The sequence below is a fragment of the Candidatus Binataceae bacterium genome (genome assembly GCA_036495685.1).
Taxonomy (GTDB): domain Bacteria; phylum Desulfobacterota; class Binatia; order Binatales; family Binataceae; genus JAFAHS01.
Genome location: DASXMJ010000090.1, coordinates 36,799 through 51,922 on the forward strand (window position 1 = coordinate 36,799; position 15,124 = coordinate 51,922).

General features: G+C 62.1%; 15 protein-coding genes and 1 tRNA gene. 7 read left to right on the forward strand and 9 right to left on the reverse strand.

Annotated elements, in window-relative coordinates:
* Positions 1 to 38 precede the first annotated feature (38 nt).
* Entirely contained in the window at positions 39 to 407 is a 369-nt protein-coding gene (locus VGI36_09550; GenBank protein ID HEY2485382.1) for a VOC family protein, read from the forward strand.
* Entirely contained in the window at positions 404 to 658 is a 255-nt protein-coding gene (locus VGI36_09555) for a hypothetical protein (GenBank protein ID HEY2485383.1), read from the forward strand. The genes VGI36_09550 and VGI36_09555 overlap by 4 nt, the downstream gene beginning before the upstream one ends.
* Positions 659 to 828: 170 nt before the next feature.
* Here the strand turns inward: VGI36_09555 and VGI36_09560 are convergent, their stop codons facing one another.
* The 3 genes from VGI36_09560 to sppA all read right to left on the reverse strand — a co-directional run bounded on the left by VGI36_09560 (position 829) and on the right by sppA (position 3,421).
* Complete coding sequence (locus VGI36_09560; protein ID HEY2485384.1) at positions 829 to 1,110, reverse strand: hypothetical protein; 282 nt, start codon at positions 1,108 to 1,110, stop codon at positions 829 to 831.
* Positions 1,073 to 1,489 carry a DUF6306 domain-containing protein gene (locus tag VGI36_09565; GenBank protein ID HEY2485385.1) on the reverse strand — a complete coding sequence of 139 codons (417 nt, stop codon included), beginning with the start codon at positions 1,487 to 1,489 and terminating at the stop codon, positions 1,073 to 1,075. Before VGI36_09565 ends, VGI36_09560 begins: the two co-directional genes overlap by 38 nt.
* 189 nt (positions 1,490 to 1,678) lie before the next feature.
* Entirely contained in the window at positions 1,679 to 3,421 is a 1,743-nt protein-coding gene (gene sppA / locus VGI36_09570; protein ID HEY2485386.1) for a signal peptide peptidase SppA, read from the reverse strand.
* Between the two features lie 156 nt (positions 3,422 to 3,577).
* On the opposite strand from sppA, the gene VGI36_09575 reads away from it, so the two are divergent.
* Positions 3,578 to 4,891 carry an MFS transporter gene (locus VGI36_09575; GenBank protein ID HEY2485387.1) on the forward strand — a complete coding sequence of 438 codons (1,314 nt, stop codon included), beginning with the start codon at positions 3,578 to 3,580 and terminating at the stop codon, positions 4,889 to 4,891.
* A 90-nt stretch (positions 4,892 to 4,981) separates the two neighbouring features.
* Here VGI36_09575 and VGI36_09580 read toward each other — a convergent pair whose 3' ends face one another.
* Positions 4,982 to 6,835 carry an alkaline phosphatase family protein gene (locus VGI36_09580; protein ID HEY2485388.1) on the reverse strand — a complete coding sequence of 618 codons (1,854 nt, stop codon included), beginning with the start codon at positions 6,833 to 6,835 and terminating at the stop codon, positions 4,982 to 4,984.
* A 306-nt stretch (positions 6,836 to 7,141) separates the two neighbouring features.
* Here VGI36_09580 and VGI36_09585 point away from each other — a divergent pair, with 306 nt between their 5' ends.
* The 4 genes from VGI36_09585 to VGI36_09600 all read left to right on the forward strand — a co-directional run bounded on the left by VGI36_09585 (position 7,142) and on the right by VGI36_09600 (position 11,138).
* Positions 7,142 to 8,059 carry a methionyl-tRNA formyltransferase gene (locus VGI36_09585; protein ID HEY2485389.1) on the forward strand — a complete coding sequence of 306 codons (918 nt, stop codon included), beginning with the start codon at positions 7,142 to 7,144 and terminating at the stop codon, positions 8,057 to 8,059.
* Between the two features lie 131 nt (positions 8,060 to 8,190).
* Positions 8,191 to 9,195 carry a hypothetical protein gene (locus tag VGI36_09590; GenBank protein ID HEY2485390.1) on the forward strand — a complete coding sequence of 335 codons (1,005 nt, stop codon included), beginning with the start codon at positions 8,191 to 8,193 and terminating at the stop codon, positions 9,193 to 9,195.
* A 154-nt stretch (positions 9,196 to 9,349) separates the two neighbouring features.
* On the forward strand, positions 9,350 to 10,342 hold the full coding sequence (locus VGI36_09595; GenBank protein HEY2485391.1) for a radical SAM protein: 993 nt from the start codon (positions 9,350 to 9,352) through the stop codon (positions 10,340 to 10,342).
* A 202-nt stretch (positions 10,343 to 10,544) separates the two neighbouring features.
* Entirely contained in the window at positions 10,545 to 11,138 is a 594-nt protein-coding gene (locus VGI36_09600) for a hypothetical protein (GenBank protein ID HEY2485392.1), read from the forward strand.
* A gap of 139 nt (positions 11,139 to 11,277) precedes the next feature.
* Here the strand turns inward: VGI36_09600 and VGI36_09605 are convergent.
* The 5 genes from VGI36_09605 to gap all read right to left on the reverse strand — a co-directional run bounded on the left by VGI36_09605 (position 11,278) and on the right by gap (position 15,017).
* A tRNA-Leu gene (locus tag VGI36_09605) sits at positions 11,278 to 11,363 on the reverse strand.
* A 57-nt stretch (positions 11,364 to 11,420) separates the two neighbouring features.
* Entirely contained in the window at positions 11,421 to 11,777 is a 357-nt protein-coding gene (gene secG / locus VGI36_09610; protein HEY2485393.1) for a preprotein translocase subunit SecG, read from the reverse strand.
* Positions 11,778 to 11,784: 7 nt separating this feature from the next.
* Positions 11,785 to 12,558, reverse strand: coding sequence for a triose-phosphate isomerase (tpiA, locus tag VGI36_09615; GenBank protein ID HEY2485394.1), 774 nt, complete (start codon positions 12,556 to 12,558; stop codon positions 11,785 to 11,787).
* 16 nt (positions 12,559 to 12,574) lie between these two features.
* Positions 12,575 to 13,750, reverse strand: coding sequence for a phosphoglycerate kinase (locus VGI36_09620; GenBank protein ID HEY2485395.1), 1,176 nt, complete (start codon positions 13,748 to 13,750; stop codon positions 12,575 to 12,577).
* A gap of 262 nt (positions 13,751 to 14,012) precedes the next feature.
* Positions 14,013 to 15,017, reverse strand: coding sequence for a type I glyceraldehyde-3-phosphate dehydrogenase (gene gap / locus VGI36_09625; protein ID HEY2485396.1), 1,005 nt, complete (start codon positions 15,015 to 15,017; stop codon positions 14,013 to 14,015).
* Between the last annotated feature and the right edge of the window lie 107 nt (positions 15,018 to 15,124).

Sequence of the window (15,124 nt, forward strand, 5' to 3'; positions counted from 1 at the left end):
CACCGGCGGTCTAGCGACTGGCCAGGAGGTAACTCCCAATGGTCACCGCGCGCATGCTGAATCACATCAACCTGAACGTCAGCGACATCCAGCGCTCGGCACGCTTTTACCAGGAAGCGCTGGGACTGGAGATTGGATTCTGGGAAGGCAAGACCATGGTTTTCCTCCATTCACCCGGCGCACAGGATACCATCACCCTCTGCCAGGCAGGTGCGGGCGAACCGATCGGCGGCAGCGGAGTGTCGCATTTCGGATTTTCAATTGGGGCCGGGAATCTGGATGAAGCCGTGGACCAGTTCCGACGAGCTGGTGGCCAGCTGCTGAGCCGAGGCAAGCATGGCGGCCGATTTCCATACGCATATTTTTCCGACCCGGACGGCTACGTCATCGAATTGGGGAACGGATGAAGCACGCAGGACCCGAGGCGCTGGACCAACTGGAACCAGTGCTCGCTAAGTTGCGCAAACTCGACGGGTTGCGCGAGCGCAAGCGTGGAGCGTTCTATCGCGGCTCGTCGGCATTTCTGCATTTTCATGAAGACCCGGCAGGATTTTTCGCTGACCTGAAGGTGGCTGACGACTTCATCCGGTTTCCGGTGAATAGCGGCGCTGAGGTGGAAAGGTTACTTGCGCGTGCGGCGCGGGCGCTCAAGGGATGACCCGCCAGGCGCAGCGGCGTTCTTCAACTTTGCCCATGATTGGCAACCGTTGAGATGTCATGCTCCGCGCGGGTCGAAACGAGGTCCGTAGAGAGATCGCACTCGGGACCGAATCACGCGCGGTTCAAAAATCCACCGCATGGTAGAACCCTGGGTCTCGCTGAAGAGAACTACCCGTGCGGGGGGCGTTTGCGCCGCAGGTCGGCGGCCGCGCGGGGGAGTGCTTCCGGGCCGGCACGATGGCGCAGCTGCATATCGTTGCCGCAGTGCGGACAATTGATATCTTTCCACTGCACGCCACGGCCGCAGAACGGGCATTTGTAACGGCGGCGCCCAACCCAATAGAAGCCGAGCGCGGTCAGCACCACCATTAGCAGTCCGATAATCGTGTGCCGCACGTTCCCCCCGTGATAGTCAGGCGGCGCCGGCCTTAAGCGCCTGCTCCAGGGCACCGATATTCAGCTCATGACCTTGCGCCATCACCACCAGGAATGCCTTCAGTTCGGGGTCCGAAACGGTGGCCAGATTTTCGTTGATCCTGCGAATAACCCATCGTTGGCCGCGATTTAGCAGCTCGAGCTTGCCGCGAAACTCACCGACCGCTCTGACCTTCTCCACGAAGTCGCCGGTTTTGTTCGATGCGTTTCCGCCCAGCCGCCGCACGTGATGCGACAGCTCGCCGGCGTAGTAACCTTCGTCATGCGCGACTTTTTTGAGCAGTTCCTTGAGTTCCAGAGATCTGGCTTGCCCGGTAAGTTCGTGAAGTACGCGCCCGCCTGCGCGTTCGGCGTCTCCCAGCCCGTTGAGAAATTCTTCGACGTGATTTTCCATCGGCATTACTCCAGATAGACGTCCCCCGTCGCCAGCGGAACGCCAAGGCTACCTCGTAAAGAGGGAATTGGAAGCGACTCTAACCATCCGTCTGGCTACCCTTATCCCGACGGCGCTCTAAAAGGGAGCTCGCCGCGACCGAGTGGTGGCAGCTTCCTAGGGGGGCTTAGTGCCCGTATGAAAGCTCATCTACATCACCGGAACTACCGGGCAGTACGCCGCGCGGAAGCGGCTGTAGCCTAAGAGCATGGAACGGAACATCCGGAGGACAGGTGCTACAGCCCGCGCCGGACTTGGGCTGAACGCCGCCGCGACCCTGCCTGCGAGCAATGATTCGAGGAACCCGGGCTGTTCCGGAAGCTCTTCGATTTTTACTTCCGCGCCGGCCGGCATTCCGGCAAATTCCTTCGCCTTCGCCAGCGCGTCGTCGAATGTGCCGACCGCGTCGATGAGCTTGAGCTCCTTCGCCCTAAGGCCGGTCCACACCCGTCCTTGCGCTACGTCATTCACCTGCCCGATCGTCATGTGCCGGTCGGCGGCGACCACCTTCAGGAAATAGGCGTAGTCGTCGCCGAGGATCTGTTCCTCGAAAATCCTCTGTTGCGCGGGCGTGAAGTCCGTGAAGGAGTCGAACATTTCGTAGTTGGCACCGCGTGTTACCGACCCCGAGTTGAGATAGAACTTCTCGGTTGCCGGCGCGATATTGAACTTGCCGCCCAACACGCCGATAGAACCGGTGATGGTTCCCGCTTCGGCCACAATTGCTTTGGCCGGCACAGAAATCCAGTAGCCGCCTGAAGCCGCGTAGCCCGACATACTCACCACCACCGGCTTTTTTCTCGCGGTTAACTCGACCTCGCGGCGAATCAACTCAGATGCCAGGGTCGATCCCCCCGGCGAGTCGACGCGGAAGACGACCGCGCGGACGTCATCGTCTTCGCGGGCATCCTTCAATGCATCGACGATTTCATCGGAACCCATGGAATTGCTGTCGGGCGAAAGCAGCGGGTCGAACCCGCCCTCGCCATGCTCGATCGCTCCCGACCCATAAATGACGGCTATCTTGTCGCCACCGCGGAACCCATCAAGCAGCCGCGCGCGGGTGTAGTCGTCGTAGTTCTCTAGCCGGTGATGTCCTCCGCCCCAGTTCTTGAGTTTCTCCGTGAACTCATCTTCGTAGGCAAGCTTGTCAACCAGTTTGGCCTTGAGGCTATTGGCTGCGTTGATCGGCGCCTGGTCAACCAGGGTCTTGATCGTGGCCGCATCCAGATGGCGCTCATCCGCAATTTGCCCGACGATCTGATCAAACAGGTCACCGACCAGTGCGTCATCGTCCCGGTGCTGCGGTTCAGTAAATTCCTTGTTCGTGAAGACGTTAAAGGCTGTCTTGTATTCGCCGATCGCACCGATGTTCGGTTTGATGCCGAGCCAGTCCAGCGTTCCACGTCCGAAGAACTCCCTCAATCCGACCCCGATCAGATTCAACTCGCCGCGCGGCATCAGCGAGACATTATCCGCGGCGGCGGCGACCAGGTAGGGCAAATTGCCGGGGTCGCCGTCACCCGCAGTTTCAATGTAGGCTGCGGTCCACTTGCCGGTCTTGCGAAACTTCCTAACCTCTGCGGCAATCTCCTGCGCCTGCGCGAGTTCCATTTCAGGATCGATGACTTTGATCGCCAGACCGATGATTCTGGGATCTTTGGCGCCCCGATCGATCGCGCGTCGCACAAAGTTCAGCGGGGTTCCATTCGAATTCAGCAGACCCAATACGCCGTTCGAGCCGCGCTCGGCCACCGGTCCCGACAGCGTCACGACCAGCACCGAGCCAGCGGGCACTCGATGCGCGACGTAATCAGAGGCGAGTACGATCACGAACAGCACCGCAATCACAATTATGGTCCGCACGAACCAGCGGAAAATTCTTTTCAGCATTCAACTCTCCGTTGCGCCACGCGCTATATGGGGGCGGCCAGGCGGGTGCGCTCCCTATTCCCTTGGTAACCAGCGCCCTGCAAGATAGCCAACCACACCTGTCGGAACGGGGCCAGACTGAGTTTTGACTCGCGGCGGGGGAACGATCTCACAACCATGGCGACCGCCTTAAAGCCGCACACTCTGCTGCACGAACTCCCGATGGGAAGGACGCACGTCAGGATCATCGTGTTGTGCTTCTTCGCCTGGATTTTCGACTTCTACGATCTGATTCTGTATTCGTTCTTGCTGGTGCCAATCGCCCGGGAGCTGCGCCTGAGCCCGGGCGCTTCATCTCTGGCGCTCGGAAGCTCGCTGCTGATGACGGCGGCGGGCGGAATAATCTTCGGTTTCGCCGGCGATCGCTTTGGCCGCAAGCCGACCATCGTCGTGACCGTCGCGATTTATGGAATTGGTACTCTGCTATCTGCCGCGAGCAGCTCGCTGGTGGAACTGATCGTTTATCGATCGATCACCGGCCTTGGGATGGGTGGTGGATGGGCACCGGGGCAGAGTTTGATCGCGGAGAGCGTTCCGGCGCAGTATCGCGCGCGCTACGCCGCATATGTGCAGACTGGAGCACCGCTGGGAATTCTGCTCGCGGCGGTCGTCAGCGGCCAGGTTACACCGATCATCGGATGGCGCGCGACGTTTATGCTCTCTGCCGCGCCTGCCCTGATCGTCGCGGTGGCGGTCATTCGCTATCTGCCGGAAAGCGATGTGTGGCTTCATATCCGTGCCGTCGCGAAAGCCGAGGGCGTGACCGGGGGTGGCGCAGTGGATGACTCTTGGACCTCCGCGCTCCGGGAACATCGCCGGATATTCACGCTGCTGTTTTTCACCCTGTTACTCAGTTCGGAGGCCTACTGGTTCACCTACACCTGGATGCCTGGCTACCTGGAACTGAAGCGCGGGCTCAGTGCAGCAGGGGTGAGTGCGCTGGTCATCTTCATGCAGGTTGGTGGGGTTATCGGTTATGCGATCTTTGGTCTGCTTGCCGATCGGTTCGGGCGCCGGCCGACGTACTTTGTGTTCGGCGTGCTGATGGCAGTGGGCTTGCTGCCGCCGACGATCTTTTGGGACGCGGCGTCGGGAGTGCGCGGGCTGATCGCGGTGGCGATGTTCATGGTGGGCTTCGGCACCGGACTATGGAGCGGCGTGGCACCGATGATCTCTGAGATGTTGCCCACGCGGGTGCGCAATACCGCGCTCGGGCTACTGCTCAATGTCACCCGCGGTTTTCAATTTTTCACCCCGATCTTCATCGCGGCGATGGGCGCACGGGTGGGGTTTGCCCCGACCCTCGCGCTGGGCGCGGTGTTCTCGGCCGCAGGCGCTTCAATGGTGTGGACGCTGCCGGAGACGCGGGGCCGGCGCATTACCGCACTCGACAGGGCGGTCGCGCCGAGCCGCGTTCACCCCGACCCCTGACGCCTTCCTCACAGGCATTCACGGTTAGTGGCGGCTCTGAGCCAGGGTCAGCGCGCAAAGCGGGTAGACCACTCTCTTCCGATCCCGACGCTACGGCGAGCTGCCGAGGGGCTCGCGCTCTACCGAGGAGTCATCGAAGTAGAGATGATCGCCGAGCCGTGTCAAACGCAGCGTAGTGGTCGTCCTCACACCCTGCAGTTCCAGTTCGGTCTTCATGGTGAACCCGTGTGCAGGGCCGGCGTATGAGCTTTCGCCCTTGAGCGCTTCGCGCATGACGCGCCCGCTGGGAGAGATCGAGCCGGGTCCCACGTTGGGCAACAAACCGAGTACCGAGGCTATGGTTGGGGCGACGTCGATATTTCCGGTGGGATTCTCATCCGAAAACCCCCGCTTGAAGTCGGGACCGATGGCCGCGGCAAAGTTGTGAATTTCGCGCACCCCAGCCGCGCCGTGCATACCCATTCCGGTCGTGAAACCGTCGATTTTCCCGGTATCCGAATAGACCAGGCCCCTAACCGGATGCACCAATTCCTGCGACTTGTTGGGCATCGGTTGCTGGCCCTTGAGTGCCAATGCGAACGCGAGGTTGTTGGGACCGGTGAGACCCTTGTTGTCGGTGTCTGCGGATTCCGCAAAGGAGATAATCAAATCCGGCGAGCGAGCCTGGTTCAGAAGGCCAAGCGCCGATTGCGCAAAGGTCCCATCAATCCAGCCCTTGTAAGGCGGCTCGGGTTTGTACCGGCGACCATGCTTGGCGGCGGGCGCAACGATCGCCAACTCCCGCGAAAAGATCGGGCCGCACCATTCCTGCGCCTCGCAGAAATCGACGATCTTCTGTAAGCGCTCGCGAATTGCCTCGCGAGTCGGGAATGCTGTGGAGGAAAGATAGAGCAAATCGCTGCCGCCGTTGGGCGCGATGACCACATCGTTGGAGTCGATCGCTTTCTTGAGCCCGGCTGAAACCAGTAGCGCGGCCAGCCACACCCGCAGGCGAATCGTCGCAAAGCCGTGATCCGACACCACCATCATATCGGTGCGATTGTCGAGCCTTGTAGCCGCCACCGCCGCACGGACCGTCATCAGATCTTCGTCGGCCGCCCGCAGCGCTTCCATGGCGGGGAGGGTGCCGAGCCCGGCGCGATGCTGGGTAACGTCGGGATTGTGCAGCCACAGGGTAACCAGCGCGGGATGGCCGTTCTCGAGGGATTGTTTAGCGGCGGGAATCGCGCGGTCCGCGACGAACCGCGCGAACGCTCGGTCGCGTTCGCGATCCGAAACACCCTCACGGGTGGTCGGCGGCAATGCATTGCGCACGTCGTCGAGGACCGGCGGGAACGCGGCGTCATCGCTCAAGAACGTGTAGTTGGCTTGCGGTAGCCGCAGCAAGTCGCGTCCGTCGACGACCGTGTCCGCTCGAGTGTCGAACAGAAAAGTCGGTCCGCGCTTGCCGACAATCGCGAGAAACCCGTTCTCGCGCTCCACTTGCTGTGCCACGCTGTCGACCCCGAGCAGATAACCGGCAAACCCGCCCGGGGAATCCAGTGCTGAAAGCGTGTGGGTGTCCTCTAGGTCGACGACCTGCGCGAGGGTCTTAAGCGGCTCTTGGCTGAGGTTCGCACCGTGCTGCGCGAGTGCCGGGCCAAGATACATCGTGTCGCCGAGAATACCGGTGGTTCCCGCCGAAGCGCCGGTCGCCAGAGTGGCCGCATTGACCATCGTGACGGTCGGGAATTGCGAATGCTGGCGGTCGAAGCGAACCCCCTCGCGTGCGAGATCATAAAGATGAGGCATGTCGCGCGGGATGACTGAATCGGGCCGCAGGCCGTCGCAAACGACCACGATGAAAAGGCGTGGATTCCCGCGGCTCTGCGCGGATGCAAATCCGTCGGCTAGAGCGAACAGGCCGACGAGAATCAGGGGCACGAGCAAGAGAAACCGCTTCATGGGTCAGAGCATCAAAGCGGGTGACTAACGGTGAAGTCAACTGAAGGGTCGTGACGGCCGTCTCCTGCGACCCGCTCACCCGCCTTACGGGAGCGCGCCGTGTTCCGGTGACCCGGGAGATCGCGGACGCATTGAGAGATGAGCCAGTCGCGATCGCGCTGAGCGCAGCCATGCGCTTTTCAGCCCGCGAGAGCGCGCGATTTCTGGGGAGGTCGGCTTATCGGGCGGAAAGGCAGCCCTGACCGCGGTTTCAAGTGCCGCGCAGCTTTTGGTAGCGTGGTCGTCCGGTTGCGGAGGGCAGGTGCGTTGCGCATAGCGTTGCTCGGACAGGCGGCTTTCGCGGAGAAAGCGCTCGAGGCGCTCGTCAAACATGGCGACGAGATCGTACGCGTGTTCGCGCCGCCTGACCCGCCCGCGGGCAGGGCGGACCCACTCAAGGTGAAGGCCCTCGAGCTGGGTCTTCCGCTGTCACAGCCAGGGTCGTTCAAAAGAGACCCGGCGGCATTCGAACATTTCAAAGCGCTCAACGCCGACCTCGCGATTCTCGCCTTCGTGACCATCATCGTCCCGGAGCCAATCCTGTATCTGCCACGCCATAAGTCGATTTGCTTCCACCCTTCACTACTGCCGCGACGTCGAGGCGCGAGCGCAATCAATTGGGCAATCATAAAAGGCGATCGCGAGACCGGCGTCACCTGGTTCTGGCCCGACGCAGGAATCGACACGGGGCCTATCCTGATCCAGAAGCGCGTCCCCATAAGCGAGGGCGACACAACCGGCTCGATCTACTTCAACAAGCTCTTCCCGCTGGGGATAGAAACGATGATCGAGGCGGTCGATTTGATCGAGGCGGGCAAAGCTCCGGCGCTGGTGCAGGACGAGAGCCAGGCGACCTACGAACCACCGTGCCGCGATGAACATGCAAAAATTGATTTTGCCAGACCCGCGCGAGAAGTCTTCAACCTGGTTCGCGGGTGTGACCCGCAGCCAGGTGCGTATGCCGAGCTCAATGGCAAACGCGTACGCCTATACGACGCTGCGCTGGAGGCCACGCCCGCGGACGGAGCGCCGGGTACCATCGTGACGATCGCGGCGGACGCGATGCGCATCGCGCTGGGGGATGGTGCGCAATTGGCAGTCAAGCGTGCGCGCATCGACCCCAGCCCCAAGAAGGTTGCGCCCGGCGAGCTGGGCGAACTGCGGGCCCGTGCACAGTTGAAGTGACTGGCTTTGTCGCATGTCTTGACATCGCGTAGAATCGGTGGCCGAGACTGGTCCAAGCGAGGTGTGTCCACAGCTCGCGAGATTCGACGACTGCGTCACAAATGCTCGGCGCGGAATGACGGTGGCTGACCATGCGAATCTGCGTAGGAACCTCCAAGGGAGTGGTCATTCTCGATCCGGCGCGCGGCCCGCTGCCGCTGATGGTGCTGGCCGATCCCACGGCTGTCTGGTGTATGGCGCAGGACTGCGCCGAACCTGCGGTGATCTATGCGGGTGCGACCGAACACGTGCGCGGACGCGGTACCCTGGCCCGTTCGGTCGATGGCGGCAGGTCGTGGACCGATATCACGCCGGGCGGTGCGCGCGATGAGGAAGTCTGGGCCCTGGGGGCGTCGCCAGTGGTCAAGGACCAGGTCTTCGTAGGCACGTCACATGCGCGGCTGTTTCGCAGTGATGATCGCGGCCGGTCGTTCCGCGAGTGCGCAGGTTTTTTGAGAATTCCGGGCCGGGACCGGTGGACCTTTCCCCCACCGCCTCACATACCGCACGTGCGTTCGATAAGCTTCGACCCGCACATCCCGTCGACGATGTATGTCGGGGTCGAGGAAGGCGGCGTGTATCGCTCCCGCGACGCGGGCGCCAACTTCGAGTCGCTCAACGAGGGACTCTACGACGATATTCACACGGTCGCGATCGATCCGCGCGATTCGCGCCGGCTGTATGCAACTACCGGGGACGGCTTTTATCGATCCGACAATGCCGGCGGCTCCTGGCAGCACATCACGGACGGTATGGATCGCAGCTACACGGTGCCACTGCTGATCGCGGGAACTGATGCAGAGACGATCTTCACTGCCGCAGCGGCGGGACCTCCGCCGACCTGGTCCATAGGACACGCCGGCGCCGACGCGATGCTTTTTCGCAGCACCGATCATGGGCAGAGCTTCACGCCAATTTTGGCCGAACATGTGTGGGGCCGCGGCATGATCATGCGCCTGCGGTGCGACCCCGAGTGCGGCGGGTTTCTTGGGGTCACCAACGACGGCTACGTGATTCGCGCTACCGAGCAATGCGCGAGCGTAAAGGCGATCGCCGAGAAGTTGCCACCTGCCTACGATCTGGTAGCTCTGTCCTGAGCAAGTAGACGCCCATATTCGGCCGATTTAGCCGATTTCCCCCGACACTCGATTTCCCGGACAACACGGACACTCGGGATACCTGAACACCCGGTGTGGCCACTGCCAAGTGAGTGCTGCTTGACTGGGACGAAAAAAAAGCGAAACTAGGTCTATGAAGGCCGCCGACACCTTGCCGCTCCAGCTACAATCCGAGGGCGAACTCGAACAGACCCGCGGAGTGGAATTCATCGAGATGCCGGTGCATCGGATTTTGAACCGATGCACGAGCGAGCGAATGCCGTTTCGCTGGACCATCAATCCCTATCGCGGATGCGAGTTCGGGTGTGTTTATTGCTACGCGCGCTACACCCACGACTTCCTCGAGCTGCGCGATCCGCTGGATTTTGAGCGGCGCATCTTCGTCAAGCGGATGGCGGCTGAGGTCCTGGCGCGCACGCTGTCGCGCACGCCGATCGGCGAGGACGCCATCGCGATCGGCACGGCGACCGATCCGTATCAGCCAGCCGAGCGCAAATTCCGGCTCACCCGCTCGATGCTGGAAGTGTTTGCGAATCTGGCAGGGCTCAATCTCTCGATCACCACCAAGTCCGCGCTGGTTACGCGCGACCTTGACCTGCTGATGAAGATAAACCGGCGTTCGCATCTGCAGGTGAATATCTCCCTGATAACGCTCGACCGGCGATTGCAGCGGCTGCTGGAGCCACGCGCACCGCGGCCTGCCCTAAGGCTGCGCGCGCTCAATGAGCTCGCGCGCGCCGGCATCCGCTGCAACATCCTGATGATGCCGATGATTCCGGGCCTCACCGACGAGCCGGCGCGCATCGAAAACGTGATTCGCGCAGCGAAGCGCGCTGGTGCCGACGGTCTGTGGTGGCGGTCGCTATATCTTAAGCCCGCGGCAGCGCGAAGATTCATTCCCTTCGTCCGGGAACGATTTCCGCAGCTCGCGCCGCGTATCGATGAGTTCTACGGGCGCCACGTTTACGCACCCGCGGCTTACGACGACCGGATGCGAGCGATCTTCGATCGCTTGCGCCAGCGGCACGGCTTCGCACTATCGCGGGAACGCGACGAGTCGGCCAATGTGGCGATTCGGCCCGCGGCGCAAGTTCCCAGGCAGTTGAGTTTAGTAGCTGGTTCCTAGTTGGAATTTCAGGCGGGTCCTGCTGCCTTTTCTAGGAACGCGGGCTCAAGCAGTGCCCACTTAAGGACGATTGGGTGCTCGCCCTCTCCCACCACTTAACCTTCTCTTCATTGCTCCGACCCGTTGCTCGGGTTATATAGCCGTCGCGACTGCGTCGCTTCTGGGCACTCCCGCGAAGGGATGCGCTCAGACTGAAAACAGCATGCGGATGATTGAATTTCGTCGGGAGCTAAGGAGGGTGTTAGTCGCGCTGTTCGCGATGGCGACGACGGTGGCGTGTACACATGCGTTTCAGACCAGCGGCGAGGCTCTCCCGGAGAAGATGCATGTGGGAGAATTTTCCTTCGAACGACCGCAGGGGGAGGGATGGTACCTCGAGAATGTGAGCGACCCGCCGACCATCGTGGAATTCACCAAGCGTGGCCCGCAATGGGAAGCGCAGATCCTGGTGTTGGGATTTCATCCGGACGGCCGCGTCACCAATTCCAATGAACTGATGGAATGGGCCCAGGAACTGCCCGACGCCGACAAGGTGGTTGCGCCGGCGCCGGGGCACGGAGCGACTTGCGTGCGCTATCACGGCCGCTCGTTCATGACCCTGCACTACGCGAACACGCCGAACCCGGTGTCCAATCAGATCGCGACCGACGAAGACAGCCTCGAATGCATCGACCCGCATCAGCCTGGACTGCTGGTCAGGTTCATCACCACGCAGCGCAGCGAGACCGGCGGCACCCCCGAGGGCACCGCTGAGGCGTATGCGTTCCTCAAGAGCATCCAGTTCGCGGAAAAGTAGAGAGCGATCCCCGCAAGTGGACTTCGGTTGTGTGGATGGGCGCCTTTCCCAGAAGGGGAGCCAGCAAAAATGGCCGCTATCCCCGAGCAGGCTCGGTGCGGTTTGTGGGAACGTGGTAACTTGCAGGAACGGAAAAGTTTGGTGCGCGGGGCGGGACTTGAACCCGCACGGTATCACTACCACTAGCCCCTCAAACTAGCGTGTCTGCCATTCCACCACCCGCGCACATCGAAAAGATCCGGGCGATCCTTGAGGGAGCGTCGCACTTGCCCGGACTCAGGTCTAATGACTGGCCGGGGCGGGCGTCGCGCTACCCCCCGGATTTCCCGGTGCCGGCGCCTTCGACACCGGCGCTGCCGGCATCACGCTTCGGCTGCCGGAGAATGGCCCCGAGAAGATGCTGCCGGTGACGCGGCGCGTGGACGCATAGGCCAGGAAAAGCGAGGTCACGAAGAAAATCGTCGCAAGCAGCACGGTCGCCTTGGTCAACGCGTTGCCCGCCCCGCCGGCGCCGAAGACGGTCTGGCTCGACCCGCCAAAAACTGCCCCCACATCGGCACCCTTGCCATGCTGGAGGAGAATGATGATGACCAGCGCGAGGCTGACCAGCACGTGTATTGTGATTACTGCCGATGCCATCTGAGCGTCAGCCGACCTTGGCTCGAACAATCCTGGCAAACGAGTCAGCCTTCAAGCTTGCCCCGCCGACCAGAGCCCCGTCAATATTCGGCTTGGACACGAGCGAGTCAACATTCTCGGCGGTAACGCTTCCGCCGTACAGAATCCTTATCGAGTCGGCTTTTTCCTGCCCAACCAGGTCGCGGAGCGATTCGCGAATGGCGCCGTGGACATGCTCGGCCTGCTCCGGGGTGGCGTTGCGCCCGGTGCCGATCGCCCATACCGGCTCGTAAGCAACCGTCACCTCTCCGCGGTGTTGCGGGTACACGCCCGCGAGCCCCGCTTGCAACTGGGTGAGTACAACCTCCAGCGCGCGGCCCGCGTCATGCTCCTGCTGGGTTTCGCCAACGCAGAGGATGGGAGTCAGCCGGTGACGAGCCGCGGCCAGTACTTTTCGATTAATCAGGTCGTCGTTCTCGCGAAAAACGTGGCGGCGCTCGGAGTGGCCCAGAATGACGTGGGTAACTCCGAATCCCTTGAGCATCGGAGCCGACACTTCGCCAGTGAAGGCGCCCTGGTCTTCGAAGTGCATGTTCTGCGCCCCCAACGCGATCGATGCGCCGGCGAGCGCTTGCGACGCGGCCGGAATGAGCACCGCGGGTGGAGCGATCAACACGTCGCGATCGCGAGCGAGCGCGGCCGCATCGCGATCGATATCCTTCCGCAACGCTGCGAGCAGCGCACGCGCCTCGAGCGCGGTCAGATTCATCTTCCAGTTGCCAGCTATTAATATCCTGCGCATCGCGGTTTTCCCTGCTTCAGCTTTCCAGCGCTTTGACCCCGGGCAGCACACGGCCTTCGAGATACTCCAGCGTCGCGCCGCCGCCGGTCGAGATGTGCGTGAAGCGGCTGGCCCACGGTGCATGCGCTAGGGCTGCCGCGGTGTCTCCACCACCGATAATCGACTTGACGCCGTCGGTGTTGGCCAGCGCCTCTCCGACCGCAAGGGTGCCGTGCGCGAACTCGGGCAGTTCGAAGAATCCTAGCGGGCCATTCCAGATTACCGTCTTGGCGTGCGCGATCTCGCTCTTGAACTGCTCGATGGTGGTAGGCCCGATATCCAGTCCCATCAGGTCGCCTGGAATGTCGGTCACCGTGCGGATAAGGGCGCCGGCCTCGGGCGCCGAAGCGACCACGTGGTCGCTCGGCAGCATGATCCGGACGCCTTTACGCTCGGCCTCGGCAACCAGGTCACGCGCGAGTTCGAGTTTGTCTTCCTCGACGCGCGAGCGGCCGGTGACGATGCCGTTGGCCTTGAGGAAGGTATAGGCCATCGCACCGCCTATCAGGATTGCGTCTACCTTGGTCAGCAGATTGCGGATCACGCCGATTTTGTCAGACACCTTGGCGCCGCCCATGATCGCGAGCGAGGGGCGCGCGGGATTTTCGATGACCGCGCCAAGAGCCTCCAGCTCCCTCATCATCAGGAAGCCCGCCGCGCGTTCAGCGATAAACGCGGTCACGCCCACGGTCGATGCGTGCGCGCGATGAGCGGTGCCGAATGCGTCATTCACATACGCTTGCTTGCCGCGCGCCAGCTCGTGCGCGAAATCGCGATCGTTGGCCTCTTCTTCAGCATGGAAGCGGAGATTCTCCAGCAGGAGCGCATCACCGGGTTTGAGCGCATTGATCATCCGGCCCGTCACCTCGCCAATGCAATCGGGCGCCAGCGCGACCTTGCGCGCAAGGACCTCGCTCAGGTAATCGGCGACTGGTTTCAGAGAGAGCGCGGGAGTGCGCTCCTTGGGGCGGCCAAGATGCGAGCACAGCACCGCGCTTCCTCCCTGCTCGATCACGTAGCGGATGGTGGGGAGGCTGGCATCGATTCGACCGGTGTCGGAAATCGTGCGGTCGGCGAGCGGCACGTTGAAGTCGAAGCGCAACAGCACGTGCTTGCCGGCGAGTTTGAGCTGCGCGATCGATGATATCGGCATGGGCCGCGACCTAACCTGCCCGCCGCGGGCCGCGAACAGGCACCCTGACTTTTCCCACGTCCGTGACTGCGGCGCCGGCGTGAGGCACCCGCGCGCGGCTTAGCTGGTTGCTGAAATCGCTGCTCGGGTATGGGCCGCACCGGATGCTCGAGTTGGAGCGCCGTTTACCAGGTGCGCGGCCCGCCCCCTCGTTCACGGCTGAGAACGAACGGCGCCCCTCGGGCGAAAAAGCGGATTCCTTCACGTTCCCGGAAAGCGACCGCTAGAGTCTGGCCGCCACAAACGCCGTTACGTCGGCGAGCCGGTTGGAGTATCCCCACTCGTTGTCATACCAGGAGAAAATTTTCACCAGCTTGCCACCCAAGACCTTGGTCAGCGGCGCATCAAAGATCGACGATGCGGGGTTGCCGTTGAAATCGACCGACACCAGCGGCGCCTCGCTGTACGCGAGAATGCCCTTGAGCGGGCCTTCGGCCGCTTTCTTCATCGCGTCGTTGACCGCCCTCTCATCGGCGTCCCTCTCGATGGTCGCGGTCAGGTCGACCACCGAGACGTTCGCGGTCGGCACCCGCACCGCAATTCCATCGAGCTTGCCTTTGAGCGCGGGCAGCACTAGCCCGATCGCGCGTGCCGCACCGGTCGAGGTAGGAACCATGGACAGCGCGGCGGCGCGGGCCCGTCGCAAATCATTATGCGGGCCGTCCTGGAGCATCTGATCGGAGGTGTAGCTGTGCACGGTGGTCATGAGCCCGTGGATGACACCGAAATTCTCGTGCAGGACTTTCGCCACCGGAGCCAGGCAATTGGTGGTGCACGATGCGTTGGAGATGACATCGTGCTTCGCGCGGTCGTAAGTCTCCTCGTTCACTCCGAGACACAGCGTGACGTCGGCACCATCGGCCGGTGCGCTGATCACGACCTTCTTCGCGCCGGCAGCAATATGAAGCGCGGCCTTGTCGCGCGCGGTGAACAGCCCGGTCGATTCGACCACCGCCTGCACCCCGAGCCTCGCCCACGGCAGTTTTGCGGGGTCGCGTTCGGCGAGCACCTGGATCGGGCGACCATCGACTACGATGCTAGTACCTTCGGTCTTGACCTCCTGCTTTAGGGTGCCGTGTATCGAATCGTGCTTGAGAAGATGAGCGAGCGTCGCGGCATTGGTGATATCGTTGACCGCGACGACCTCGAGTTCCGGCTTACCCAGCGCTGCCCGAAAGAACATCCGACCGATCCGGCCGAAGCCGTTTATTCCAATCTTGCTCGCCACGTGATTTGCCTCCGAGACTCAGCGGAAAGTGCTGCCCGGAACCTTAGATAAGGAGGGGCATTCGCTTCAAGTCTGCTATCAGTTTCATCTTGGCCTGGTTTTATCGA